This is a genomic window from Enterobacter sp. EC_64 (genome assembly GCF_019584165.1).
GTDB classification, from domain to species: domain Bacteria; phylum Pseudomonadota; class Gammaproteobacteria; order Enterobacterales; family Enterobacteriaceae; genus Enterobacter; species Enterobacter roggenkampii.
Window position 1 is genome coordinate 1 of sequence record NZ_VDAS01000017.1, and the last position, 23,261, is coordinate 23,261.

At 55.4% G+C, this 23,261-nt stretch carries 24 protein-coding genes; 11 read left to right on the forward strand and 13 right to left on the reverse strand.

What is annotated here, in order from left to right; genetic code table 11:
• Positions 1-60: IS1 family transposase (locus FHC52_RS23040; RefSeq protein WP_131646547.1), on the reverse strand; the 60-nt coding region annotated here is incomplete at its 3' end.
• 244 nt (positions 61-304) lie between these two features.
• Between FHC52_RS23040 and FHC52_RS14650 the strand changes: the two genes are divergently transcribed.
• The 6 genes from FHC52_RS14650 to aldB all read left to right on the forward strand — a co-directional run bounded on the left by FHC52_RS14650 (position 305) and on the right by aldB (position 7,457).
• Positions 305-661 carry a DUF3302 domain-containing protein gene (locus FHC52_RS14650; RefSeq protein ID WP_008502729.1) on the forward strand — a complete coding sequence of 119 codons (357 nt, stop codon included), beginning with the start codon at positions 305-307 and terminating at the stop codon, positions 659-661.
• A 2-nt stretch (positions 662-663) separates the two neighbouring features.
• On the forward strand, positions 664-1,800 hold the full coding sequence (locus tag FHC52_RS14655) for an HlyD family secretion protein (protein ID WP_021242439.1): 1,137 nt from the start codon (positions 664-666) through the stop codon (positions 1,798-1,800).
• Positions 1,801-1,890: 90 nt separating this feature from the next.
• On the forward strand, positions 1,891-2,499 hold the full coding sequence (locus tag FHC52_RS14660; protein ID WP_008502731.1) for a glutathione S-transferase: 609 nt from the start codon (positions 1,891-1,893) through the stop codon (positions 2,497-2,499).
• Positions 2,500-2,602: 103 nt separating this feature from the next.
• Complete coding sequence (gene selA, locus FHC52_RS14665; RefSeq protein ID WP_094944698.1) at positions 2,603-3,988, forward strand: L-seryl-tRNA(Sec) selenium transferase; 1,386 nt, start codon at positions 2,603-2,605, stop codon at positions 3,986-3,988.
• Positions 3,985-5,832, forward strand: coding sequence for a selenocysteine-specific translation elongation factor (gene selB / locus FHC52_RS14670; protein WP_126288164.1), 1,848 nt, complete (start codon positions 3,985-3,987; stop codon positions 5,830-5,832). The genes selA and selB overlap by 4 nt, the downstream gene beginning before the upstream one ends.
• A gap of 86 nt (positions 5,833-5,918) precedes the next feature.
• Positions 5,919-7,457 carry an aldehyde dehydrogenase AldB gene (aldB, locus tag FHC52_RS14675; protein ID WP_023345218.1) on the forward strand — a complete coding sequence of 513 codons (1,539 nt, stop codon included), beginning with the start codon at positions 5,919-5,921 and terminating at the stop codon, positions 7,455-7,457.
• On the opposite strand, the gene FHC52_RS14680 is transcribed toward aldB, so the two are convergent.
• The gene (locus FHC52_RS14680) at positions 7,454-8,416 is read right to left on the reverse strand and encodes a LysR family transcriptional regulator (protein WP_008502735.1); all 963 of its coding nucleotides are present in this window, start codon (positions 8,414-8,416) and stop codon (positions 7,454-7,456) included. The two genes, aldB and FHC52_RS14680, sit on opposite strands and share 4 nt — an antisense overlap.
• 120 nt (positions 8,417-8,536) lie before the next feature.
• Here FHC52_RS14680 and FHC52_RS14685 point away from each other — a divergent pair, with 120 nt between their 5' ends.
• From FHC52_RS14685 to FHC52_RS14695, 3 genes are all read left to right on the forward strand, one after another.
• Positions 8,537-9,277, forward strand: coding sequence for a MipA/OmpV family protein (locus FHC52_RS14685; RefSeq protein WP_126288161.1), 741 nt, complete (start codon positions 8,537-8,539; stop codon positions 9,275-9,277).
• A 209-nt stretch (positions 9,278-9,486) separates the two neighbouring features.
• Entirely contained in the window at positions 9,487-9,672 is a 186-nt protein-coding gene (locus FHC52_RS14690; RefSeq protein WP_071993467.1) for a type II toxin-antitoxin system HicA family toxin, read from the forward strand.
• 14 nt (positions 9,673-9,686) lie between these two features.
• On the forward strand, positions 9,687-10,094 hold the full coding sequence (locus FHC52_RS14695) for a type II toxin-antitoxin system HicB family antitoxin (RefSeq protein WP_032675741.1): 408 nt from the start codon (positions 9,687-9,689) through the stop codon (positions 10,092-10,094).
• 3 nt (positions 10,095-10,097) lie between these two features.
• On the opposite strand, the gene FHC52_RS14700 is transcribed toward FHC52_RS14695, so the two are convergent.
• The 9 genes from FHC52_RS14700 to yiaK all read right to left on the reverse strand — a co-directional run bounded on the left by FHC52_RS14700 (position 10,098) and on the right by yiaK (position 19,115).
• A complete protein-coding gene (locus FHC52_RS14700) occupies positions 10,098-11,174 on the reverse strand; it encodes a type I restriction endonuclease (RefSeq protein ID WP_032654523.1) in 1,077 nt (358 codons plus the stop codon).
• A 345-nt stretch (positions 11,175-11,519) separates the two neighbouring features.
• Positions 11,520-12,215 (reverse strand): L-ribulose-5-phosphate 4-epimerase, encoded by a 696-nt coding sequence (gene araD, locus FHC52_RS14705; protein ID WP_032675742.1) that lies wholly within the window; start codon positions 12,213-12,215, stop codon positions 11,520-11,522.
• Positions 12,209-13,069, reverse strand: a complete 861-nt coding sequence (locus FHC52_RS14710) for an L-ribulose-5-phosphate 3-epimerase (protein WP_126288160.1) — start codon at positions 13,067-13,069, stop codon at positions 12,209-12,211. The genes araD and FHC52_RS14710 overlap by 7 nt, the downstream gene beginning before the upstream one ends.
• A gap of 2 nt (positions 13,070-13,071) precedes the next feature.
• A complete protein-coding gene (gene ulaD, locus FHC52_RS14715) occupies positions 13,072-13,725 on the reverse strand; it encodes a 3-keto-L-gulonate-6-phosphate decarboxylase UlaD (RefSeq protein ID WP_032654530.1) in 654 nt (217 codons plus the stop codon).
• A complete protein-coding gene (locus tag FHC52_RS14720) occupies positions 13,722-15,227 on the reverse strand; it encodes an FGGY-family carbohydrate kinase (protein ID WP_126288158.1) in 1,506 nt (501 codons plus the stop codon). The genes ulaD and FHC52_RS14720 overlap by 4 nt, the downstream gene beginning before the upstream one ends.
• A 95-nt stretch (positions 15,228-15,322) precedes the next feature.
• Positions 15,323-16,642 (reverse strand): MFS transporter, encoded by a 1,320-nt coding sequence (locus FHC52_RS14725; protein WP_021242448.1) that lies wholly within the window; start codon positions 16,640-16,642, stop codon positions 15,323-15,325.
• A 43-nt stretch (positions 16,643-16,685) separates the two neighbouring features.
• Positions 16,686-17,612 carry a DUF4862 family protein gene (locus tag FHC52_RS14730; RefSeq protein WP_023294827.1) on the reverse strand — a complete coding sequence of 309 codons (927 nt, stop codon included), beginning with the start codon at positions 17,610-17,612 and terminating at the stop codon, positions 16,686-16,688.
• Positions 17,613-17,638: 26 nt separating this feature from the next.
• Complete coding sequence (locus FHC52_RS14735; RefSeq protein ID WP_126288156.1) at positions 17,639-18,106, reverse strand: YhcH/YjgK/YiaL family protein; 468 nt, start codon at positions 18,104-18,106, stop codon at positions 17,639-17,641.
• A 10-nt stretch (positions 18,107-18,116) separates the two neighbouring features.
• On the reverse strand, positions 18,117-19,115 hold the full coding sequence (gene yiaK / locus FHC52_RS14740; RefSeq protein WP_021242451.1) for a 3-dehydro-L-gulonate 2-dehydrogenase: 999 nt from the start codon (positions 19,113-19,115) through the stop codon (positions 18,117-18,119).
• 224 nt (positions 19,116-19,339) lie between these two features.
• Here yiaK and yiaJ point away from each other — a divergent pair, with 224 nt between their 5' ends.
• Together yiaJ and FHC52_RS14750 are read left to right on the forward strand one after the other, a co-directional pair.
• Positions 19,340-20,158: an IclR family transcriptional regulator YiaJ gene (gene yiaJ, locus FHC52_RS14745; protein ID WP_021242452.1), complete on the forward strand. Its 819-nt coding sequence runs from the start codon at positions 19,340-19,342 to the stop codon at positions 20,156-20,158.
• Positions 20,159-20,161: 3 nt separating this feature from the next.
• Complete coding sequence (locus tag FHC52_RS14750) at positions 20,162-20,617, forward strand: 4Fe-4S dicluster domain-containing protein (protein WP_044597353.1); 456 nt, start codon at positions 20,162-20,164, stop codon at positions 20,615-20,617.
• Here the strand turns inward: FHC52_RS14750 and FHC52_RS14755 are convergent.
• Both FHC52_RS14755 and FHC52_RS14760 read right to left on the reverse strand, forming a co-directional pair.
• Complete coding sequence (locus FHC52_RS14755; RefSeq protein ID WP_126288154.1) at positions 20,601-22,319, reverse strand: ShlB/FhaC/HecB family hemolysin secretion/activation protein; 1,719 nt, start codon at positions 22,317-22,319, stop codon at positions 20,601-20,603. The genes FHC52_RS14750 and FHC52_RS14755 overlap by 17 nt on opposite strands.
• A gap of 90 nt (positions 22,320-22,409) precedes the next feature.
• A complete protein-coding gene (locus tag FHC52_RS14760; RefSeq protein ID WP_223861891.1) occupies positions 22,410-23,246 on the reverse strand; it encodes a collagen-like triple helix repeat-containing protein in 837 nt (278 codons plus the stop codon).
• Between the last annotated feature and the right edge of the window lie 15 nt (positions 23,247-23,261).

The window sequence follows — 23,261 nt, forward strand, 5'->3', positions numbered from 1 at the left end:
GTTACGCACCACGCCTTCAGTAGCTGAACAGGAGGGACAGCTGATAGAAACAGAAGCCACTGGAGCACCTCAAAAACACCATCATACACTAAATCAGTAAGTTGGCACCATTACCTGTAAGGTTAAGCCTATTATTATTCAGGATATATTTTGACACGCTTATAAACTTGCATGGAGATATTATAAAAACTCATACTCCCCGGCTCGGAAATAGTAAGCACATCCCCGTGTTTATAAAAAAATTAATTAGGTTGCGTACCGTTTTATTAATTTAATGAGTTGACGTTGTTTAAGTGAGGAGAATATGTTTCTCAACTATTTTGCGCTGGGCGTATTGATTTTTGTATTTCTGGTTCTCTTTTACGGAATCATCGCCATCCATGATATTCCTTATAATATGGCCAAAAAGCGTAACCATCCGCATGCCGATGCCATTCATACGGCAGGCTGGATTAGCCTGTTTACACTCCATGCCATCTGGCCATTCCTGTGGATTTGGGCCACGCTGTACCGCGAAGATCGCGGCTGGGGCATGCAAAACCACATCACAAAGCCTGATGAAGTTCCGGGCATGGATGCGCTGGCCAAACGCGTGGCGGAACTCGAACAAAAGCTGGCTGCAGTACAGCCCACTGCTGATAAGAACACGCTGGAGCGCTAATCATGGATCTGTTGATTATTTTGACCTACGTGGCATTTGCCTGGGCCATTTTTAAAATATTCCGAATTCCGGTCAACCAGTGGACGCTTGCCACCGCAACATTAGGCGGCGTATTTATTGTTGCCGGACTTATTCTGTTAATGAACTATAACCATCCGTATACCTTTACGGCGCAAAAAGCGGTTATTTCTATTCCAATCACGCCGCAGGTGACCGGTGTGGTCAGTGAAGTCACGGATAAAAATAACCAGCTTATTAAAAAAGGCGAAGTGTTATTTAAACTGGATCCTGGCCGCTACCAGGCGCGCGTCGACAGACTTCAGGCCGACCTGGTGACCGCGACGCACAATATCGATAACCTGAAAGCGCAGCTGTCGGAAGCGGTTGCCAATACCACACGCGTCTCCGCTGAGCGCGATCGCCTCTATAAAGATTATCAGCGCTACCTGAAAGGCAGTCAGGCGAAGGTGAATCCTTTCTCTGAAAGCGATATTGATAACGCGCGGCAAAACTATCTGGCACAGGATGCCATGGTGAAAGGCTCCGTGGCTGAGCAGGTGCAGATTCAAAGCCAGTTAGACAGCATGGTGAACGGCGAGCAGTCGCAGATTGCTTCGTTACGTGCCCAGCTTGCCGAAGCCAAATATAACCTGGACCAGACCGTGGTGCGTGCGCCGAGCGATGGTTACATCACCCAGGTGCTGATCCGTCCGGGGACCTATGCCGCCGCGCTGCCTCTGCGTCCGGTAATGGTCTTCATTCCTGAACAGAAGCGTCAGATTGTGGCCCAGTTCCGCCAGAACTCGCTGCTGCGTCTGAAACCGGGCGATGAAGCGGAAGTGGTGTTTAACGCCCTGCCGGGCCAGGTATTCTCCGGGAAGCTCACCGCAATTCTGCCGGTGGTGCCGGGGGGAACCTATCAGGCGCAGGGTGCGCTCCAGTCTCTGACGGTCACGCCGGGCACGGATGGCGTGCAGGCCATCATCGAGCTGAGCCCTGACGCTGAAGTCGATGCCCTGCCGGACGGTATCTATGCCCAGGTGGCGGTCTATTCGGACCACTTCGCCCACGTCTCGGTCATGCGTAAAGTACTGCTGCGTATGACCAGCTGGATGCACTACCTCTACCTCGATCACTAATCCTTCCAGGGCAGGAATGCGACATGCAGACCTGCCCTTTTTTCATCGCTTGATCCATACTGACTTTTTTCCGGCATTAAGGATCAGGCAATGAAACTCATCGGCAGCTACACCAGTCCCTTCGTGCGAAAAATCTCGATTCTCCTGCTGGAGAAGGGGATTGAATTTGAATTCGTGAATGAACAGCCCTACAACGCGGAAAACGGCGTTGCGCAGTACAACCCGCTGGGAAAAGTCCCGGCGCTGGTTACGGACGAGGGCGAGTACTGGTTCGATTCCCCAATAATTGCCGAGTACATTGAGCTGCTGGGCGTTGCCCCGGCTATGCTGCCTGCTGACCCAAAAGCGGCGCTGGCGGTGAAGCAGGTCGAAGCCCTGGCCGACGGTATTATGGATGCGGCATTAACCTCCGTACGGGAACAGGCAAGGCCCGCTGCCCAGCAGTCGGAAACGGAACTGTTACGCCAGCGGGAAAAAATCAGCCGCAGCCTGGACAGGTGTGAACAGCTTATCCGGGAGGGAAAGATCGACACCGACAGCCTGAACCTGGGGACCATCGCCATCGCCTGCGCGATTGGTTATCTCAACTTCCGCCACGTCTCCCCGGGCTGGTGCGTCGACCGTCCGCTGCTGGTGAAGCTTGCAGACACGCTGTTTAGCCGCGAGAGCTTTGCCCGTACCGAACCACCAAAGGCTTGACGCGGGTTATAACACTTCGCCGTCGGAGGCGGTACAATCCCCCCACATGTTAACTCCCTCTCCCGTCGGGAGGGGGGAAGATATTTACTCGCCAGGCGCCTTCATGACTACTCATCATTCGCTCTACAGCCAGATCCCCGCTACCGACCGTCTTCTTCGCGAACCCCGCATTCATGCTGTTGCTGAGCGTTTCGGCCATACCGCGACGGTGGAAATGTTACGCCTGCTTCAGGACGAAGCCCGATGCGCGATTCAGGCAGAAAACGCCTTGCCCGCCTGGTGTAGCGCGTGGGAGCAGGAAGTTGAACAGCGGCTGGATGAGAAGGCGCAAAGCGCATTACGCCCGGTGATAAACCTGACCGGAACCGTGCTGCATACCAATCTGGGGCGCGCGCAGCAGGCGGAAGAGGCCGTTGCCGCGGTCGTGCAGGCCATGCAAGCGCCCGTAACGCTGGAGTACGATCTGGACGGCGCCGGACGCGGGCACCGCGACCGCGCGCTGGCGGAGCTGCTGTGCCAGCTGACCGGCGCGGAAGATGCCTGCATTGTGAATAATAACGCCGCAGCGGTGCTGCTGATGCTGGCGGCCACCGCCAGCGGCAAAGAGGTGGTGGTGTCCCGCGGCGAGCTGGTGGAGATTGGCGGGGCGTTTCGTATTCCTGACGTGATGCGCCAGGCGGGCTGTACGCTGCATGAGGTGGGTACCACTAACCGTACCCATGCGAAAGACTATCGCGCGGCGGTGAATGAAAATACCGCCCTGCTGATGAAGGTCCACACCAGCAATTACCATATTGAAGGCTTCACCAAAACGGTTGAAGAGGCGGAGCTGGCGGCGATTGGGCGCGAATTGAATATACCGGTGATTGCCGATCTCGGCAGCGGCTCGCTGGTGGATCTGAGCCTGTACGGGCTGCCAAAAGAGCCGATGCCGCAAGAGATGATTGCGGCGGGCGTTAGCCTGGTCAGCTTTTCCGGCGACAAACTGCTGGGCGGGCCGCAGGCCGGGATTATCGTCGGCAAGCGCGAGCTGATTGCGCAGCTGCAGCAGCATCCGCTCAAGCGCGCCCTGCGCGCCGATAAAATGACGCTTGCCGCGCTGGAGGCGACGCTGCGGCTCTATCTCCATCCGGAAAAACTGGCTGAGCGCCTGCCCACGCTGCGCCTGTTAAGCCGCGATGCCGCCTCGATTCGAGCCCAGGCCGAATTACTGCTGCCGCGCGTCGCTCCTCACTACCCCGATTTTGACGTTCGCATTGAGTCCTGCCAGTCGCAGATTGGCAGCGGTTCGCTGCCGGTGGACAGGCTGCCGAGTGAGGCGCTGACGTTTACGCCGCGTGACGGGCGCGGTAGCCATCTTGACGCCCTGTCGTCACGCTGGCGTGGCCTGCCGACGCCGGTTATCGGGCGGATTTACGACGGCCGAATGTGGCTGGATCTGCGCTGCCTTGAAGATGAAGAGCGATTTCTGGAGATGTTGTTGAAATGATTATTGCCACCGCCGGTCACGTTGACCACGGAAAAACCACGTTACTGCAGGCGATTACCGGCGTAAACGCCGACCGCCTGCCGGAAGAGAAAAAGCGCGGCATGACCATCGATCTGGGCTATGCCTACTGGCCCCAGCCTGATGGCCGCGTGCTGGGCTTTATTGATGTGCCGGGGCATGAAAAGTTTCTGTCTAACATGCTGGCGGGCGTGGGCGGCATCGATCATGCCCTGCTGGTGGTGGCCTGCGATGACGGCGTGATGGCGCAAACCCGCGAGCACCTGGCGATCCTGCAGCTAACCGGCAACCCGCAGCTGACCGTGGCGCTGACCAAAGCCGATCGCGTGGATGACGCGCGCGTCAGCGAGGTGCGCGAAACGGTCCAGGCGACCCTGCGGGAGTATGGTTTTGCCGACGCATCGCTTTTTGTCACCGTGGCGACAGAAGGGCATGGTATCGACGAACTTCGCCACCATTTGCAGCACCTTTCATCACGCGACCACGCCAGCCATCATCGTTTCCGTCTGGCGATCGACCGGGCGTTTACCGTAAAAGGTGCGGGGCTGGTCGTAACCGGCACCGCGCTGAGCGGTGAAGTCAGCGTGGGAGATACCCTCTGGCTGACGGGCGTGAATAAACCGATGCGCGTGCGCGGACTGCACGCACAAAACCAGCCCGCTGACCGCGCTCATGCCGGGCAGCGTATCGCGCTGAACATTGCCGGGGATGCGGAAAAAGAGCAGCTGAACCGCGGAGACTGGCTGCTGGCCGATGCTCCGCCGGAACCGTCTGAACGCGTGATTGTCTCCCTGCAGACACACATACCGTTGACCCAATGGCAGCCGCTGCATATTCACCACGCGGCCAGCCATATCACCGGGCGCGTGTCGCTGCTGGAAAACGAGCTTGCCGAGCTGGTATTCGATTCGCCGCTCTGGCTGGCAGACAACGATCGTCTGGTACTGCGTGACATTTCTGCAAGGGAAACGCTGGCGGGGGCGCGCGTGGTGGCGCTTAACCCACCTCGACGCGGCAAGCGTAAGCCGGAATATCTGCAGTGGCTGGCCGCGCTGGCGCAGGCCAGAGAGGATAACGCCGCGCTGCGGGTGCATCTCGATCGCGGGGCGGTGAGTCTGCGTGATTTTGCATGGGCACGCCAGCTGAGCGGGGAAGGCTTACGCCAGCTGACCCAGGAGCCGGGCTTTATACAGGCCGGAGACAGCCTGCTCAATGCCCCGGTTGCTGCGCAATGGCAGCGTAAGATACTGAACACGCTTGCGATTTACCACGAACAGCATCAGGACGAGCCAGGCCCGGGCCGTGAGCGTCTGCGACGCATGGCGCTGCCGATGGAAGACGATGCGCTGGTGCTGCTGCTGATCGAAAACATGCGCGAAAGCGGGGTGATTAAAAGCCACCACGGCTGGCTGCACCTGCCGGATCACAAGGCCGGGTTCACCGCAGATCAGGAGGCGATATGGCAAAAAGTAGCCCCGCTGTTTGGCGATGAGCCGTGGTGGGTTCGGGATCTGGCTCGCGAAACGAATACCGAAGAGCAGCTGATGCGGCAGGTGTTGCGCCATGCGGCGCAGCAGGGGCTAATCGTCGCGATCGTGAAAGATCGTTACTACCGTAACGATCGCATTGTGGCGTTTGCCAACCTGATCCGCGAGCTGGATCAGGCGCGCGGCTCGACCTGCGCAGCGGATTTCCGCGATCGGTTGAACGTGGGCCGTAAGCTGGCGATCCAGATCCTGGAGTATTTCAACCGCATCGGCTTTACCCGCCGCCGCGGTAACGATCATCTGTTGCGCGATTCGTTATTATTTCCTGAAACTCCGTGACCTCCGTCGTAAACACCGTTACCGGTTGGCGAGAAAATCGCCAGCCGGAACTACCCTTGTTGTACACCAACAGCAAGGAGACGGACATGACAAACAATCCTCCCTCATCGCGTATCCAGCCCGGCGAGTATGGTTTTCCCCTCAAGCTGAAGCCCCGTTATGACAACTTTATTGGCGGCGACTGGGTCGCGCCCGTCGACGGCGAATACTATTCCAACCTGACCCCGGTTACCGGCCAGCCGCTGTGCGAGATTGCCAGCTCCGGTAAGCGTGATATCGACCTGGCGCTGGATGCGGCCCACAAAGCGAAAGAGAAATGGGCTCACACCTCCGTGCAGGACCGGGCGGCGATCCTGTTCAAAATCGCCGACCGGATGGAGCAAAATCTGGAGCTGCTGGCGACGGCGGAAACCTGGGATAACGGCAAGCCGATCCGGGAAACGATGGCGGCTGACGTGCCGCTGGCTATCGACCACTTCCGCTATTTTGCCTCCTGTATTCGCGCGCAGGAGGGCGGGATCAGCGAAGTTGACAGCGACACCGTGGCGTATCACTTCCACGAACCGCTGGGGGTAGTAGGCCAAATTATTCCGTGGAACTTCCCGCTGCTGATGGCGAGCTGGAAAATGGCGCCCGCGCTGGCGGCCGGAAACTGTATTGTGCTCAAACCGGCGCGTCTGACACCGCTCTCGGTCCTGCTGCTGATGGAAATCGTTGGCGATCTGCTGCCGCCGGGCGTGATTAACGTGGTCAACGGTGCGGGCGGTGAGATAGGGGAATATCTGGCCACCTCAAAACGGATTGCCAAAGTGGCGTTTACCGGGTCGACGGAGGTGGGCCAGCAGATCATGCAGTACGCCACGCAAAACATCATTCCGGTGACCCTCGAGCTGGGCGGGAAATCCCCGAACATCTTCTTCGAGGACGTGATGGAGGAAGAGGATGCCTTCTTCGATAAAGCCCTGGAAGGGTTTGCGCTGTTTGCGTTTAACCAGGGCGAAGTCTGCACCTGCCCAAGCCGCGCGCTGGTGCAGGAATCCATCTACGAGCGCTTTATGGAGCGGGCCATTCGCCGCGTCGAGTCTATCCGCAGCGGTAACCCGCTCGATAATGTCACCCAGATGGGGGCGCAGGTCTCGCATGGACAGCTGGAAACGATCCTCAACTACATCGACATCGGCAAGAAGGAGGGGGCGGATATTCTCACCGGCGGACGCCGTAAGGTGCTCGGAGGGGATCTGCAGGACGGGTATTACCTTGAGCCGACGATCCTGTTCGGGCAGAACACCATGCGCGTTTTCCAGGAGGAAATCTTCGGACCGGTGCTGGCCGTGACCACCTTTAAAACGATGGAGGAGGCGCTGGCGATTGCCAACGACACGCCGTATGGCCTGGGGGCAGGCGTCTGGAGCCGCAACGGTAATCTGGCCTATAAAATGGGCCGCGGCATTCAGGCCGGGCGCGTCTGGACCAACTGCTATCACGCCTACCCGGCGCACGCGGCATTTGGCGGTTATAAGCAGTCGGGCATCGGGCGTGAAACCCACAAGATGATGCTGGAGCATTATCAGCAGACCAAATGTCTGCTGGTCAGCTATTCCGATAAGCCCCTGGGGCTATTCTAATCGCCCAGCTCAGGCCGTCCGTGGGCGGCCTGAGCGATTTGCTGGCGCAGGCAGTTCAGTACGCCATCCAGAACGTATTGCACGCGCCAGGGCTGGTATTCGCGTTTGCGGAAGATGGCGGTCAGGTCGAGCCACCACTCTTCCTGATGCGGGAAGCAGGGGACCAGCATGCCTTTCGTTAATTCTTTTTTCAGGCTCTCTTTTGGCGCAAAAACAATCCCAAGATTATTTCTTGCCAGCTCCAGGGCCGTCTGCGTATTGTCGCAAATATAATTACCGGTCACCCGGTAGTCATGCACGTCATCGCTGCCGTGCACGCGGAAACGCCAGATGTTGGCTTCATCGACCAGCATGGAGTCAATGAGAATACAGGAGTGATTAATTAAATCTTCAGGTCCGGTTAAGGGATGTTTATTTAAATATTCTACGGTTGCGAAGGCCGTAACGGAATATTGTGTCAACACGCTGGCAACCAGGCTTTCGTCTTTCGGCTGAGCATAGGTAATTAAAATGTCGCAGTCATCCGGAAAGGTAACGCCTTCTGAAAATTCATTCCGGTCCAGATTGTAGGTTTTCAGGGAGATGCGGATGTCGCCGATGTCTTCTATCTGATGGATCACGTGTCGCGCGAGGTAGGTCACGATACCTGTTGGGGCATAGATCGTCACTTTTCCGCGCTTTTCATGCTTATAATCAGCAATGAAATTAACAAGCTGGCTGTTCTTATCCAGCGTGGCATTCACGTAGGGGAGTAACGCTTCACCAAACTGGGTCAGGGCCAGCTGCCGCGTGGTGCGCTCAAAAACCTTGAGCCCAACCCGCGTTTCAAAATCAGACAGATATTTACTGACGTTGGCCTGCGCCATACCCAGCAGGGCGGCGGCATCACCAATGCTGTGGGTGGCTGCAATGACGGAGATAATTTTTAATTCGCGTGGTTTTAGCTGTAATGTACTCATTATGCACACCCATCTATATGATTTTATATATAATATTATATAAACCGCAGCGTTGCATTGGCAATTTTGTAACCATTATTATGCGCCTCGCTTGTTTGGCATATATATGGATTACATGGAATGACTATTAAATACAATTTACTGATCGCTGCCACGTTATTTGCATCAACGTCTGCCATGGCCGGTGAATTTTCACTTGGTGCGGGGGCTGTATTTAATGAGTCTCCTTACAAAGGCTATAACGAAAATACGACCGCAGTACCGTTGATTAGCTACGAAGGCGATCGTTTCTACGTTCGTCAGACCACGGGCGGATGGATCCTGTGGAAAGATGCAAAAAATGAATTGAGCCTGACCGCAACGTGGATGCCGCTGCATTTCGACCCTGACGATAACGACGATCATCAGATGAAGCAGCTGGATGAGCGTAAAGCGTCCGCCTTCCTCGGTGGGGCGTACTACCGCCACGAAAGCTGGGGGTCGCTGAAAGTGGCGGTCTCTGGTGATGCCACGGATGAAAGCGGCGGCGTGATCGGCGAAGTATCGTACTTCCGTCCGATCAAAATGGAGCGCCTGACCCTGACGCCTTCCGTAGGTGTGTTCTACACCGACGAAAGCTATAACGACTACTACTACGGCGTATCCGGCAGCGAGTCTCGCCGCTCCGGACTGGATCAATACACCGCCGGCGACAGCTGGACGCCATACGTTGGTCTGGCGGCTAAATATCAGTTAACCCAGAAGCTGTATCTCAACGCCAGCGCGGTCTACACCGTGTTGCCTGACGACGTGAAGAACAGCCCGATGATCGACCGCGACGACAGCTTCGCGCTGATGACCGGCCTGACCTGGCGTTTCTGATGCGGTAAAGCCGGGTGGCGGCGTTGCCTTACCCGGCCTACGATCGTGCCTGCATTTTGATCTGCAATATAACGTATTCCTTTTTCATTTCTCGATGCTTCTTCCTGTTCCGCCAAAACACGGCTGCACTGATGTTCCTTATGCGCTAATGTGATTCGACCCGATAGCAATAGTGTGTATCATGTGTATAATCATGGAAGGATTGGGATGTGAAAAGTGCGGATGTCATTACTGTTCTGATCAGCCATGGCTGGAAATGTGTCAGAACGAAAGGAAGCCATCATCAGTTTCGCCATCCCGAACAGAAAGGGCTGGTTACTGTCCCACATCCCAAGAAGGATATTAAACCGGGCACTCTCGCCCAGATCTGGCGACAGGCGGGTATTAAACACTGATATCAGGAGTAGTTATGTTTTATCCGGCTTACATTCATTCTGACTCCGACGGTAGCGCCAGCGGCTTTTTCCCTGACGTTCCAGGCTGTTTTTTTGCAGGTGATTCCCTGGACGACGCTTTTCAGGATGCGCGTGATGCGCTCACAGCACACTTCGAAGCGCTATTTGAAATGGATAATGCACTGCCTCTTCCGGGTAATGTGGAAGCGCATCTGGAAAGTCGTCCTGAGGATTTCACTGGCGGGCAATGGCTGTTGGTAGATATTAATATGAAACAGTTCGACGGTAGGGCCGAGCGTATCAACATCACGATGCCTCGACGTTTGCTGGTAAAAATTGATTCCTTTGTCAGCGAGCATCCTCAGTTCGGTAATCGAAGCGCATTTCTGGCTGAGGCAGCACGTCGCGTGCTGCCTGGGTAAAGATTAACTATAGAGAGCTGCGGTTGCTTTCAGAATATCGGCAAAGGAATAAATATCATCTACTGTCGCTATGGGGTGGCGCGTTTCGTTTTTTTCTATATCGAAAAGACCGATGTATTTTTGTGAGCGATTAAAATGCAATCGGCAAAGGGGTTTGCGGTTGTTATCGTCTACAAGGATTCCACAATAACTCTTTGTGTCTCTATGGGTAATGCGAGGAGCCTCAAGTACAGTCCGAGTAATTGCTTTTACAATATGAAAACCTTCTAACTCTTCTAAAGTTGTAACAATATCATTTTCATCTTTATGATCATCTTCTTCGAGAGGCTGTGTTTCGATTGGAGGTTCGATGGGGGTTGGAGCAATACCAGTAATAGCTGATTTAAGCCTCTCATTAACTTGATCATTTATGTACTGGCTTGCGGCCTTTTTCGTAAGATTTAGAAAAGATTCTCTTACTTTTTGGGTTAGCATCCCGTCATAAACTCTGGATGCAAAGAATTTAACGAAGTCGTCCTCAGGATTGTTAAGTTGTGAATGTAGTATTCTTTTAATCTGACTGACGTATTTCAATTCTCCAGCAGCATTAATAATTGACTCAAGATCAAATGATGATTTTGTCAATTTTTTTAATTCAGGGACAACATTTTCATCAATATCAAGTAGGTCGACTTCCAAAAATGGTTTCTCATCCATCTTATTAGGTGCATCAAGATCGGTATAAAATCTATATATTTGCCCGTTTGTTAAGATTGATATCCGTGCGTTTGTAACGTGAAAGTATCTAAAAAGCTGCGATGCATGGTTTATATTTAACGGCTCACCAATTTTTTTACATTCAATAAGTATCTGTACATCATTGTTTTTCATTATTGCATAGTCAATTTTCTCGCCCTTTTTAGTGCCTATATCACATACAAATTCGGGTGTGACTTCAGAGGGATCAAAAACATCGTAACCTAAAACATTATGAATAAAAGGCATCACAAACGCAGTTTTTGTTGCTTCTTCGGTATTGATTACTTCAATTTGTTGTCTGATTTTAGTAGATAATGCATTTAATCTTTCTGTAAATTCCATTGGATACCCTTATTTTTCTACTGTGTGTCTTGATGGAATAGCATTAAAATGCATGTCATTCAATGCTAGCCAGAATTAATTAGCAGCAAAAAAATATTTCCGAGGTTTAGATCACAGACTCGTTAAACTGAAAACAGATAAATAAGGCCGATGCTGTCGAGATTATTAAGTATATTATATATATCGTTATGTTTTATTTTTCTTGTTTATGCTTTATTTCCACCAGGTCCACATTGCCTCTTCTCCACGATTTGCCCAACTCCGGTAGGCCTTTTCAAACAAACGTGGCTAACACCCGCCGTCTGGAAACGGCGGTACTGTAAAAAGCATATCAACTCCGGCCGATCACTGCCCGTAGTAGGCATTCGCCCCGTGCTTGCGCAGATAATGCTTGTCGAGCAGCTCCTGCTGCATAACCGGTAGCTGCGGTGCGAGCTGGCGTGAGAACAGGCCCATATAGGCGCACTCTTCCAGCACCACGGCATTGTGAACCGCATCGGCCGCGTCTTTACCCCAGGCGAACGGGCCGTGGGAGTGGACCAGCACCGCCGGGATCTGCATCGGGCTGAGATCGCGCTCCTCGAAAGTTTTGATGATCACTTCACCCGTCTGGTATTCGTATTCCCCGGCAATTTCTGCCGAGGTCATCAGGCGCGTGCAGGGAATGGTTCCGTAGAAATAGTCCGCGTGCGTGGTACCCCAGGCCGGTAAATCCAGCCCCGCCTGGGACCAGATAGTGGCGTGGCGCGAATGGGTATGCACGATGCCGCCAATCTCCGGGTAACGACGATACAGCGCAAGATGGGTAGGCGTGTCTGAAGAGGGTTTTTTATTACCCTCGACGGCCTGACCCGTGGCGATATCCACCACCACCATATCCTCCGCCGTCATCACGTCGTATTCCACACCGGACGGTTTAATGATCATCATGCCGCTTTCGCGGTCAACCGCGCTGACGTTGCCCCAGGTAAAGGTCACCAGCTGGTGGGCGGGCAACGCCAGGTTTGCTGCCAGTACCTCGGCTTTAAGTTCGTCTAGCATGTCATGCCTCCTTCCTGCATACGGGCTTCAATCCAGCGGCGCGCCTGGATAATCTCCAGCACCGGCTCTTTTGCTTTTTCGGTCCACATTTCAATCAGAAATGCGCCGCGATAGTTCAGTTGATGCAGCGTGTTAAACACGCCAACGAAATCGACGCAGCCCTCGCCAAACGGCACGTCGCGGAACTGTCCGGGGCTTTGTGCGGTGACGGGTTGGGTATCTTTCAGGTGAATAGCCGCAATGCGGTCAATGCCCAGCGTCAGCTCGGCGGCGACGTCGTTACCCCATGCGCTCAGGTTGCCGACGTCCGGATAAACGCTGAACCACGGTGAGGCGAGCATGTCGTCCCACTTTTTCCATTTGCTGATGGAGTTCATAAACGCGGTGTCCATGATTTCCACCGCCAGCATCACCTGTGCGGCGGCGGCCTGCTCCACTGCCCACGCCAGCCCGTCGGCAAAGCGCTGCTGCGTCCCCTCGTCATGCGCTTCGTAATAGACGTCATACCCGGCAAGCTGGATGGTGCGAATGCCTAAGTCACGCGCCAGCCTGATGGCTTTGCTCATGATCTCACGGGCGCGTTCGCGTACGGTTTCATCGCGGCTGCCAAACGGGAAGCGACGGTGTGCAGACAAGCACATAGAGGGGATCGCCACGCCGGTTTCCAGCATCGCTTCCACCAGAGAGGCGCGCTGCGTGGTGCTCCAGTGGAGGCGTGATAATCGCTCGTCGGTTTCATCGACAGACATCTCGACAAAATCGAACCCGCAGCTTTTCGCCAGTACCAGCCGCTCGGGCCAGGAGAGATCTTTTGGCAGCGCTTTTTCGTAAATACCTAACGGATGCTGACGCATGGTTACGCTCCCCAGATGTCGCGAATGTGCGAATGGAATGCCTGTGCCACCTGCGGCGGATTGGCGGCGCCTGCCAGCGCGCGTCCGGCAATAAAGGCTTTGACGTTGATTTGCTTAAACAGCGGCAGGTCGGCGGGGGTGATACCGCCGGTAATAGAAAGCTGCAAACCGATATCGGAGAGCGCTTTCATTTTTGCGAGATCCTCCTCACCCCACTGCTGGCCGCTCGCCTGTGCGTCACGTCCGCGGTGATAAATGGCCTGCTTCACGCCGATGCGATGCCATGCGCGAGCATCGTCCAGCGTCCAGTGACCAAAGAGCTCCATCTGGATTTCTCCCCCGCGGCGCAGGGCCACCTCGTGGCCGCGTTCAACGGTGGCCAGCGGGGCGGCGCAGATGATGGTCATCCAGTTTGCACCCGCGCCAAATGCCTGCTCTGCCAGGGTTTCTCCGGCATCGGCCACTTTCCAGTCCGCAACGATGATTTTATCCGGGCACTGCTCGCGCAGGGCGCGCACGGCGTTTAGCCCTTCGGTCAGGCATAAAATGGTGCCCGCTTCGACGATATCAACGTGATCGGCAAGCAACGCGACATCACGCTGCGCGGCCTGAAGAGAGGTATGGTCGAGCGCCAGCTGCAGTAATGGTCGGCTCATAGGTTGTTCTCCTTAACTCGGGCGTGATAGCCCTGTAGTGCTGAAATCAGTAGCTGATAGCGCTGATACTTGCGCTGATAGGCCTCATGGGCGCGCATGTCAGGCTCAATGACACGAATGTCGTGTCGGAGGGCGCATTGCACCGCATGGAAATCGGGATACACGCCGGTGCCGACCAGGGCGGCCAGCGCCGCGCCGGAACAGCCGGTCTCTTCCAATTGCGGCAGTTCAATCGCCAGTCCGCTGACGTCCGCGAGCATTTGCATCCATACGTCCGAATGGGTTGGGCCACCCGTCACGCGCAGGGCATGCACGTGGGTAAAGCGCTCGAGCATGCGGTTGAGGTGGGTCATGTGGCAGAACACCACGCCCTCATAAACCGCCTGCAGCAGGTGCGCGCGTGTGTGTAGCGCCTGCATCCCGTAGAAACCGCTGGTCATCTCCAGCCCGGCGTTGCTGCCATAGAGGAACGGCAGGAAATACACATCGCTTTCGGCTTTCGGCAGGCTGGCGACGGCGTGGTTGATCTCGCTGAACGACATGTCGCCCCACTGCGCGGTGAGCCACTCAAGGTTGCCGGACGAGGTCGGGCTGGCTTCGTGAACGATGTACTGCTGCGGATGCACGTAGCGGCCATAAACGTAGGGGAAGGGTTCGTTGCTGCGAAGCGCACTGGCGATCCCGCTGGTGACGGCCCAGGTGCCCATCACGGCATTAAGCGTGTGCTCGTCCTGTAGTCCGGCGCAGAGCGCGGTGGAAACCACATCAAACAGTCCCCCCACGACGGGCGTGCCCGCCGCGAGACCGGTCAGGGCGGCTGCCTGAGCGGTGATTTCCCCGCAGATTTCTGCTGAACCGACAATCGGCGGTAGGGCGCCGTCAATCTCGCTGATCCCGAGCCAGCGCGTAAGCTGCGGGTCATACTGCCCGGTATTCATGTTGTAGAGATTGGACTCGGAGATGTTGCTCTCTTCACCGCCCTTCATGCCGGTCAGGCACCAGCGCAGATAGTCGTGCGCCATCATCACGCAGCCAATTTGCTGATACCGCTGCGGCTCGTTCTCTTTGACCCAGCGCAGAAGCGAGGCCGGATGCCCGGTCCACAGCGTCTGGCGCGTATGCGGGTAGAGTTTTTCGGGAATGCCGTCCTGCTGCCAGCGCTGCACAATCTCCAGTGCCCGGCGATCGGAGGAGAGGATGGCGTTGCCCAACGGTTGGTCTTGTTTATCGAGCAGAAACAGCCCCTTACCCTGCGCAGAAATGCCGACCCCTTTGATTTGGTTGCCGTCTACGCCTGCATTCTTGAGCAACGCGGCGATGGTGGCGTGGCAGTGCTGCCAGAGCTGATGCATATCCCGCTCGGCGTAGCCCGCTCGCGGGCTGAGCGTGGCAACGGAGCGGCGTTCGATACAAACTTCTTTGCCCTGGCGGGTGTATAAACCGGCTTTTAGATAAGTACCGCCACAATCGATACCCAGCCAGAAGGGCTCTTTTTCACTCATCTTCATCTCGCTTAATTGCCGGGTGGCGCTTCGCTTACCCGGCCTACTGTTCGGTTTTCTCCCTCTCCCCGTGGGAGAGGGCTGTGGTGAGGGCATCAGGCCGCACGCTTATGGGGATTTACCGTGGGATTGGGCTCTGCCCCGGCATCGCATTTCGCCGGCAACAGCAGGGCCAGCAGCGACGCCAGCGCGAGTGAAACGGCCAGGCAGTAGACGCCTGCATCTTTGCTGTACAGGGTGATCAGCACGCCAACGGCATACGGGCCGCAGAAGCCACCGAGGTTACCCAGGGCGTTGATCACGCCGCGCGCGCCACCTGCCATTTCGGCGCTAAACAGTCTTGCCGGTATCGTCCAGAACACCCCCGCGGCGGATTGCAGGAAGAAACCACAGCCCACCAGTGCGGCATAGGCCAGCCAGATGTTTGCTTTCAGGGCAACGGAGAGGAACATGCAGAGCGCGAAGCCAATCAACGGCAGGGAGACAAACAGCTTGCGCTTGCCGGTGCGGTCAGAAAGCGAGGAGAACAGGAACATGCCCGCAATGGCGCCGATGTAGGGCAGGATGGCGAGCATCCCCACCTGACCAATGCTGGTGTGCGTCAGCTCCTTCAGAATGGTCGGCAACCAGAGGGTGTAACCGTAAATCCCGGTCTGATAGAAGAAATTCAGGGCGATCAGCTGCCACATGGTTTTGTCAGACAGCACCGCGCTGAGCGAGGCATTTTTCACCTCTTTTCCGGCGATGGCCTGCTGTTCAGCCGCCAGCGTTTGTACCAGATAGTTTTTCTCGGCCGCTGAGATCCAGCGGGCTTCCTGCGGACGGTCGTACACGGTGAACGCCCACAGCACCAGCACAACGACGGACATCAGACCTTCAATGATGAACAGCCAGCGCCAGTCAAGTGCGGTAATAATCCAGCCCGACAGCGGGGCGGTGATTATCCCGGCGATGGGTACGAACATGATCACAATTGCGTTGGCGCGACCGCGTTCGGCATCCGGGAACCAGTTGCTGATCATGGTGAGCACAACGGGTAGCATCCCGCCTTCCGCCACGCCGAGTAAGAAGCGCAGCACCAGCAGCTGGTACTGATTCGTCACGAGACCCGTGAGCACCGAGATCACCGCCCAGGCGACCAGTGACCAGCCGATAAATTTCTTGCCGCTACCGTGCACCGCAATCTTGCCGCCGGGTACCTGCAGGAACAGATAGCCGATAAAAAATATGCCGCCCGCGAGGCCTGCCATGGTGGCGGTAATACCTAATTCTTCGTCCATACCTCCCGGCATTGCAAACGCGATATTCACGCGGTCCATATATGAAATAATACAGGCGATAAGAATAGGAGGAATGATTCTTAGCCAGCGCTGGCGCGGAATGTCCGCATGTAGAGCATGAGTAGAAATATTCATAGTTAATCTCTCAGTAGGTAACCGGAATAAACTTTTCTTATTGTTATTGTGTTGCTTTATTCATTGCGCTGATACCGTCGCGCAAAATGGCGATGCGATGGCTGACATCAGCATTAGCATTTATTTCCAGTAATTTAATACCGGAGAATTTCAACGTTGCGGCGCTCGCCGCAGTAAAGAGTGCTTTTGCACGTTCAGTGGACATCAAACTGTCGGCACAGAAGGAAGAAAATGGCGCGTGCAGATCCTGCCATTCACCGTACTCGCCGCTGGTGGTCGTACCCGAGAACATCAAGGCCCCCAGTTTCCCGGCATTAAGCGCGGCCTGAACGTGGTCAAGCGGAAGGGTGGTGTTACGGCCTTCGATGGCCGACCGCGCCCAGTTGATGCAGACGCTGATATCCGTGTCTTTCACCACCTCCAGCACCTGCTCTAAGGGCAGGAAGCCTTTACGGGGTGCGACGCCGGTCATGGCATCGCAGTGTTCCAGCACCAGGTCGCAGCCCCAGTCCCAGCTTGTTATTTCACGGACGGAGCGGGAAAACGCGTCGGTGGCTTGTTCGACCGAGGCATTGCCCGCCTGCGGGGCCGCCTGCATCTCAAGAGCAATCACTTTCCCCGGGAAGCGGGTATTCACGGCGTTAATTTTTTTGTGCAAATGTCGGTAAAAGTCCACGCACGCTTTACGCTGCGCGTCGTCAGCCGAGGCCAGGCCAAACGCGCCGTTGATGCCGCGGCGCCGCATGGTTTCCATAACTGCCGTGACCACGATTTGCCAGTCCCCCGGGGTATGGCGGAACAGCCATTCGTCACCAAGGGGGTGAAGATTTTCAAGGCAAGGCTGTTCCAGCCCGCGAATATTCGGCGTGTCGGAAAGTTCCCGCCAGAAGGTTTGTTCTTCTTGTTCCCCTTTCTGGTGAAACGAGGGTGCGCAGGGGTACGCACCAATAATAAAACCGGTGTTGGTCATTTCGCGTTCCTGTATTTATCAGAAAATTAATCTAATTCGCTGATTGCCACTTTCACCACAATCTTACGAATTGTGGTTTCCTTGTTTTTAATACAGGCAGGACGGTGCACATCCTGCGGAAAAAATATGGCATAGCTGCCGGGTATCATTTCGATAAACGACTCATTTTCACTGTTGTGATAAAAAATAATATCGCGCTGTTCCAGCAATGATTCGCTTATTTCGTTATTACCGGTATCAATCGCGATACCGATTTTCTCTTCACCCCAGGCCAGGAATTGGATATCCAGATAGCGGCGATGCACTTCCGGGCGATTCTCGTGCAGATCCTTTGTTGTCAGGTCGAGAACCTGGGCAAAAATGTTGCGACCTTCAATTTCTACTACGCCTGGCTCCAGGGTGGTGAAATCCTTCGTGCGCAGAAAATGAAGGGCTTTTTCAATCGCCCGCGGCAGGCGACACGGATTTGGCTGGGAAATATGTCCGAATATCATGGCCCACTCCTTACAGAGACTGGATTTTCGCCCACACGCTGTCGTCAACCGTGATGCCGTTGCGGCGGTTCTCTTCAAGCAAACGGGTAAATTCATGCCCTGGCAGACGGATGGCGACATTTTCATCCGCGCGTTCGGCGGTGGTGATGAAGTCCATAATGCGCTGCAGTTTGGCATCGCGGGTTGGGCCATCGATCAGGCGATCCACCTCAATGGCGATGAAGATCTGCGATACGCCGTACTCGTCGCTGTTGTCCTGGGTCACTTCCGCGACGGAAGATCCGTTTGAGAGCAGGGTGGCGATCATATCGAGCACGATGGATAAGCCGGACCCTTTCCAGTAGCCCATGGGCAGAATACGGCGGTTTTTCTCGATCACGCCCGGCTCTCTGGTGAGGTGACCTTCGTCGTCAAAGCCGCCATCTACCGGCAACGCGCGCCCGGCCAGGCGGTTCACCTCCAGCATGCCGTAGGAGAACATCGACATCGACATGTCGACCATGGTGATCGGGTTCGACGGAATGGCAACGATCAGCGGGTTTGTGCCGATGCAGCACTCTTTTGATCCCCACGCGGGCATCACGGCAATCGAGTTGGTCCAGCAAATGCCGATATAGCCCTTCTCCGCCGCCTGCCAGCCGTAGCTGCCGCCGCGCATCCAGTGGTTCGCGTTACGCAGTGCCACCAGACCAATGCCGTGATCGGACGCCAGCTCGGTGGCGCGATCCATCATCTTCTTCGCCGTCAGGTTGCCAATGGAGCGCTGCGCATCCCACTGTTCGATGGCGCCTAATGTCATCACCCGTTTGGGCTGGGCGTCAGGAATGATATCCCCTGCATCAAGCTGCTGAATAAAACGCGGGAAACGGTTTACACCATGAGAATAGACGCCGGATTCCGTGGTGCGGGCAAACATCTCGGCGCAGGCGTCTGCGGTTTCCGCTTTCACGCCGCGGTCGAGCAGAACCCGATTGAACGCCGCTTTCAACTCTTCGAAGGTCACTTTCATCCCTGTTCTCCTGTTCTTTTAAGGGCAAGTGTGAGTGCTTTTTTATCGCTAAATTCCACTATGCGAAATCTGATTTCAAATATAGCGATCAAATTTTGTCAGATCAACGACATTCATGTTTTTCAAAATCGATTAAAATCAATTGGTTGTGTTTTTTCTGTTGAGATCGTGAACTGACCCACACTTTGCGCTACCATCAGGGCGCGCTAAACAGGAGCCATGTAATGAGCATGAAAGAGAGCGAAATGACGCAAGAAAAAGAGAGGCCAGCAGGCAGCCAGAGCTTGTTTCGCGGCCTGATGCTGATTGAGATCCTCAGCAACTATCCGAACGGGTGTCCGCTTGCACATTTATCGGAACTGGCGGGGCTGAATAAGAGCACCGTGCACCGCTTGCTGCAGGGGCTACAGTCGTGCGGGTACGTGACCCCGGCACCCGCCGCGGGCAGCTATCGCCTGACAACCAAATTTATCGCCGTCGGGCAAAAGGCGCTGTCGTCGCTGAATATCATTCATGTGGCCGCTCCGCACCTCGAAGCGCTGAACATTGCGACCGGCGAGACGGTGAACTTCTCCAGCCGGGAAGACGACCACGCCATCCTGATTTATAAGCTCGAACCGACAACCGGTATGCTGCGCACGCGCGCCTATATCGGCCAGCATATGCCGCTGTACTGCTCTGCGATGGGCAAGATTTACATGGCGTTTGGCCATCAGGATTACGTGGCAAGCTACTGGGAAAGCCATCAGGAACAGATCCAACCTTTGACGCGCAACACCATCACTGAACTGAGCGCCATGTATGATGAACTGGCGGAAATTCGCGATCGCAGCATGGCGATGGACAAAGAAGAGAACGAGCTGGGCGTCTCCTGTATTGCCGTGCCGGTGTTTGATATTCACGGCCGCGTTCCGTATGCGATCTCTATCTCGCTATCGACGTCGCGCATGAAGCAGGTGGGCGAGAAGAACCTGCTCAAGCCGCTGCGCGAAACGGCAGAGGCTATCTCAAAAGAGCTGGGTTTTAACGTACGCGAGGCGTAACAGATGAACCGATTTATCATGGCGGATGCGGAAAAATGCATCGGGTGCCGCACCTGTGAAGTGGCCTGTGCGGTCGCGCATCAGGATGACTTCACCGCAGAGGCTTTTACCTCTCGCCTGTGGGTGGTGAAGGGGGACGCCTACACTACGGCGGTGGGTTGCCATCAGTGCGAGGACGCCCCCTGTGCCAATGTCTGCCCAACCCATGCCATCAGCCTTACGGCAGGCGCCTGGCTTGTTGAGCAGACGCGCTGTATTGGCTGCAAGAGCTGTATGGTTGCCTGTCCGTTTGGGGCGATGCAGGTACGGCTGGTGGGAAACAGGCCACAAGCGCTGAAATGTGATTTATGTGTGCAGCGCGAAGGCGGACCGGCCTGCGTGGAGGCCTGTCCAACCCACGCGCTGCGCTGCGTTGATCCTGCCAGTATTCGGGCTGAAAGGCTTACTGCATTTTATTGAAATTCCACGTAAACGTCAGACTGTAGCGCCAGTCTCTGTTGCGACTGTCTGTCGGAACATCCCCGACGGGTCTTGCCGCCTCAACCGTGATGCTATAGTGGCGGGTATCGCCTACCATCACGCCAGCCGCCACTGACCCGAGCCGCTGATGAGGCAAGCCGGAGGTGTTAAACCAGGTTTGCGCGGTATCGGCCAGGATGTAGGGCTGGATTGTGGCAAGCCATGTGCTCTCTTTTCGCATCTGGATATAGCGCAGTTCTACCTGCCCGCCATAGCCGTAATCACCGCTTGCTTCACTGTCCTGGTATCCACGGCCAAACCGCTGGGCACCGAAGCTAACGCGTTCGGGTTCTGGCAACGTGTTATTTGACCAGTCCCCCTCCCAGGACGTTGATAGCCGCCACTTGTCGGCAAACAGCCAGGCTGCGTCCAGATAGCTTTTCGTGAGCGTAAAATTAATATCGGGCCTGGGGGCCGAGACGATATCGGCTCCCATCGCATCAATACCCTGACGCACGTTGAGTCGGCCGCTGATGCTGGCGGTTGTGAACTGATGTGCACCGTTGATGCCCACTTCCAGCGCGGGATAACGCGCGTGCTGGTTGACGGAGTCCAGGCTATAGGTTTTGCCCAGCAGTCTGGCCTGCAGGGCATAATCATCCTGGCGGTCGGTGTAATCAAAACCGCTGGTCAGATTAATTTGTGATTTTTGCGTCAGCAGTAGGGGGTAGCCAAACGTCACGCCGCCGTTGTATTGCGTTGTTTTTTGCTTCGAATCGACGCTGATATTATTCGGCAAAGAGAGCAGGGGCGAAAAATCTCGCGGATCTTCACGGTAATAGCTGCCTTTTAGCTGCATGGTCAGCCCTTCATCGTTTAAAAACTGCTGCCAGTTCAGGCCGACATAATTTTTTCGCGTGTTGCTATCTAACGGTACAAGCGTGGCCACGCCAAGCTGATCGCCATAGCTTGTCATGTTGCTGAGCGTGCCGTTCAGCATCATTAAATCTTGCCCTTTACGGGTATCAATCGTCGACGCGATATTCCAGCTCCGCTCCTGGTTGCCGGTGATTTGCATCGCCGCCGCGCCATAGATATTGGTTGGCAGCTGCGCGTTAGCCGTAACCGGAACGTTCGGGGTGCGCGTCATCAGCTGGCTGTAGCGATCGAACGTATCCTGAGACAGCGGTTTTTCCGCCATGATTTTTTCGGACAAACGTTTAAGACGTTCGGCGATGTGCGGGTTATTACTGGTGATGTCGCTATGAGCGACATAGCCTTCAACCAGAACAATTTTAATATTGCCCTGCTGGAAATTATTATCGGGCAGCCAGGCATAAGAGAGTGGAAAACCGTCGGCCTTATAGCGTTCCGTAATATCGTTTACCAGCCCCGTAAGCGTTTTTAGCGGCACGGTTTTTCCAGCGTAAGGCCTGAAGGGCTGAAGTAATTCCTTCAAGGGATAACGCGTGCCGCCAATAAACTGAATGTGATGAATGGTAATAGGCGTTTCAGGCGTCAGCGTTGACTTCGGTTTTTCTATTTTGACGTTCGGCTGTGGCGCGGCCTCAGTCTGTTCGGGGGCAACGTTACGAGAAACTTGCGCCGGGTTATCGGGGTTAATAATAGAGGGCAGAGTATCGGCGCGGGCCATGCTCAGCACAACCAGCCCCGTCAGCGAAAAAAGGAAGTGGTGTTTCATCGCGCTATCCCTGTTCGTCATCCCCGGTTGGGGTAAATGTCGCTGAATAAAGCGCCCCTGAACCAGGGGCGCAGACAGGCAGTAAAAGGATTACTGTTTTGGCGTCAGTAGGCTCGAGGTTAACGTGTTGAGCCCGTTAATCGGGTTTGTCGTAGATGTGTTTTGGGTTGTGCCTGCATTGGCCGTTACACCCGCAGTCAGCGTATTGAGGGTGGTATTGACCGTTGTGCTCAGGCTATTGTTTGTGGCTGTCACATTGGCATCGGCCGTCAGAGATCCTGTGCCGCTGCCTCCGGTGGTTGATGTGGGTTTCACTAGCGTACCGCTATCCGTGACCGTCTGGCCGACATTTTGAACGACCTGACCGACACCGCTAAGCCCGCTATTGCTGCTGCTAATGTTGGTCCCCACGCCGCTGACGGTGCCACCCACCTGAGTCAGCAGACCGTTAACCGGTGTGCCGAGACCCGTTGTGGTGCCTACGGTTTGCGTCACGCCTTGTACTCCGCCCAGCGTCTTGTTAGCCAGGGTCGTGGTATCGGTTGTTACCTGAGTGACAGCAGGGCTGCTTACCGTGTTGGTGAGACCCGTGCCGGTGTTACTGACCAGTTGCCCGGTGCTGTTTACCACGCTGCCCGTCAGGCCGGTTACGCCGCTGACCGGGGTTCCGGAAGTGGAACTCGCCAGGCCCGTGCCTACCGTTGAAACGGTATTGCCGAGGGAGGTGACCGACGTGGTCACGCCTTTAACCGTGGTACCCACACCGTTCGGGTTGTTTGGATCGCCAACGCCAGTCGTGACGCCTGTCCCCACGGTGGACACGGCACTGCCAACACCGCTGACGGTGGTTGAGACGGTTGACGTGACGGGATTATTTGTCGGAAGCTGGCTTCCGAGGCTATCCACAGTGGATCCGACGCTGGTCACGGTTTTACCGGCATC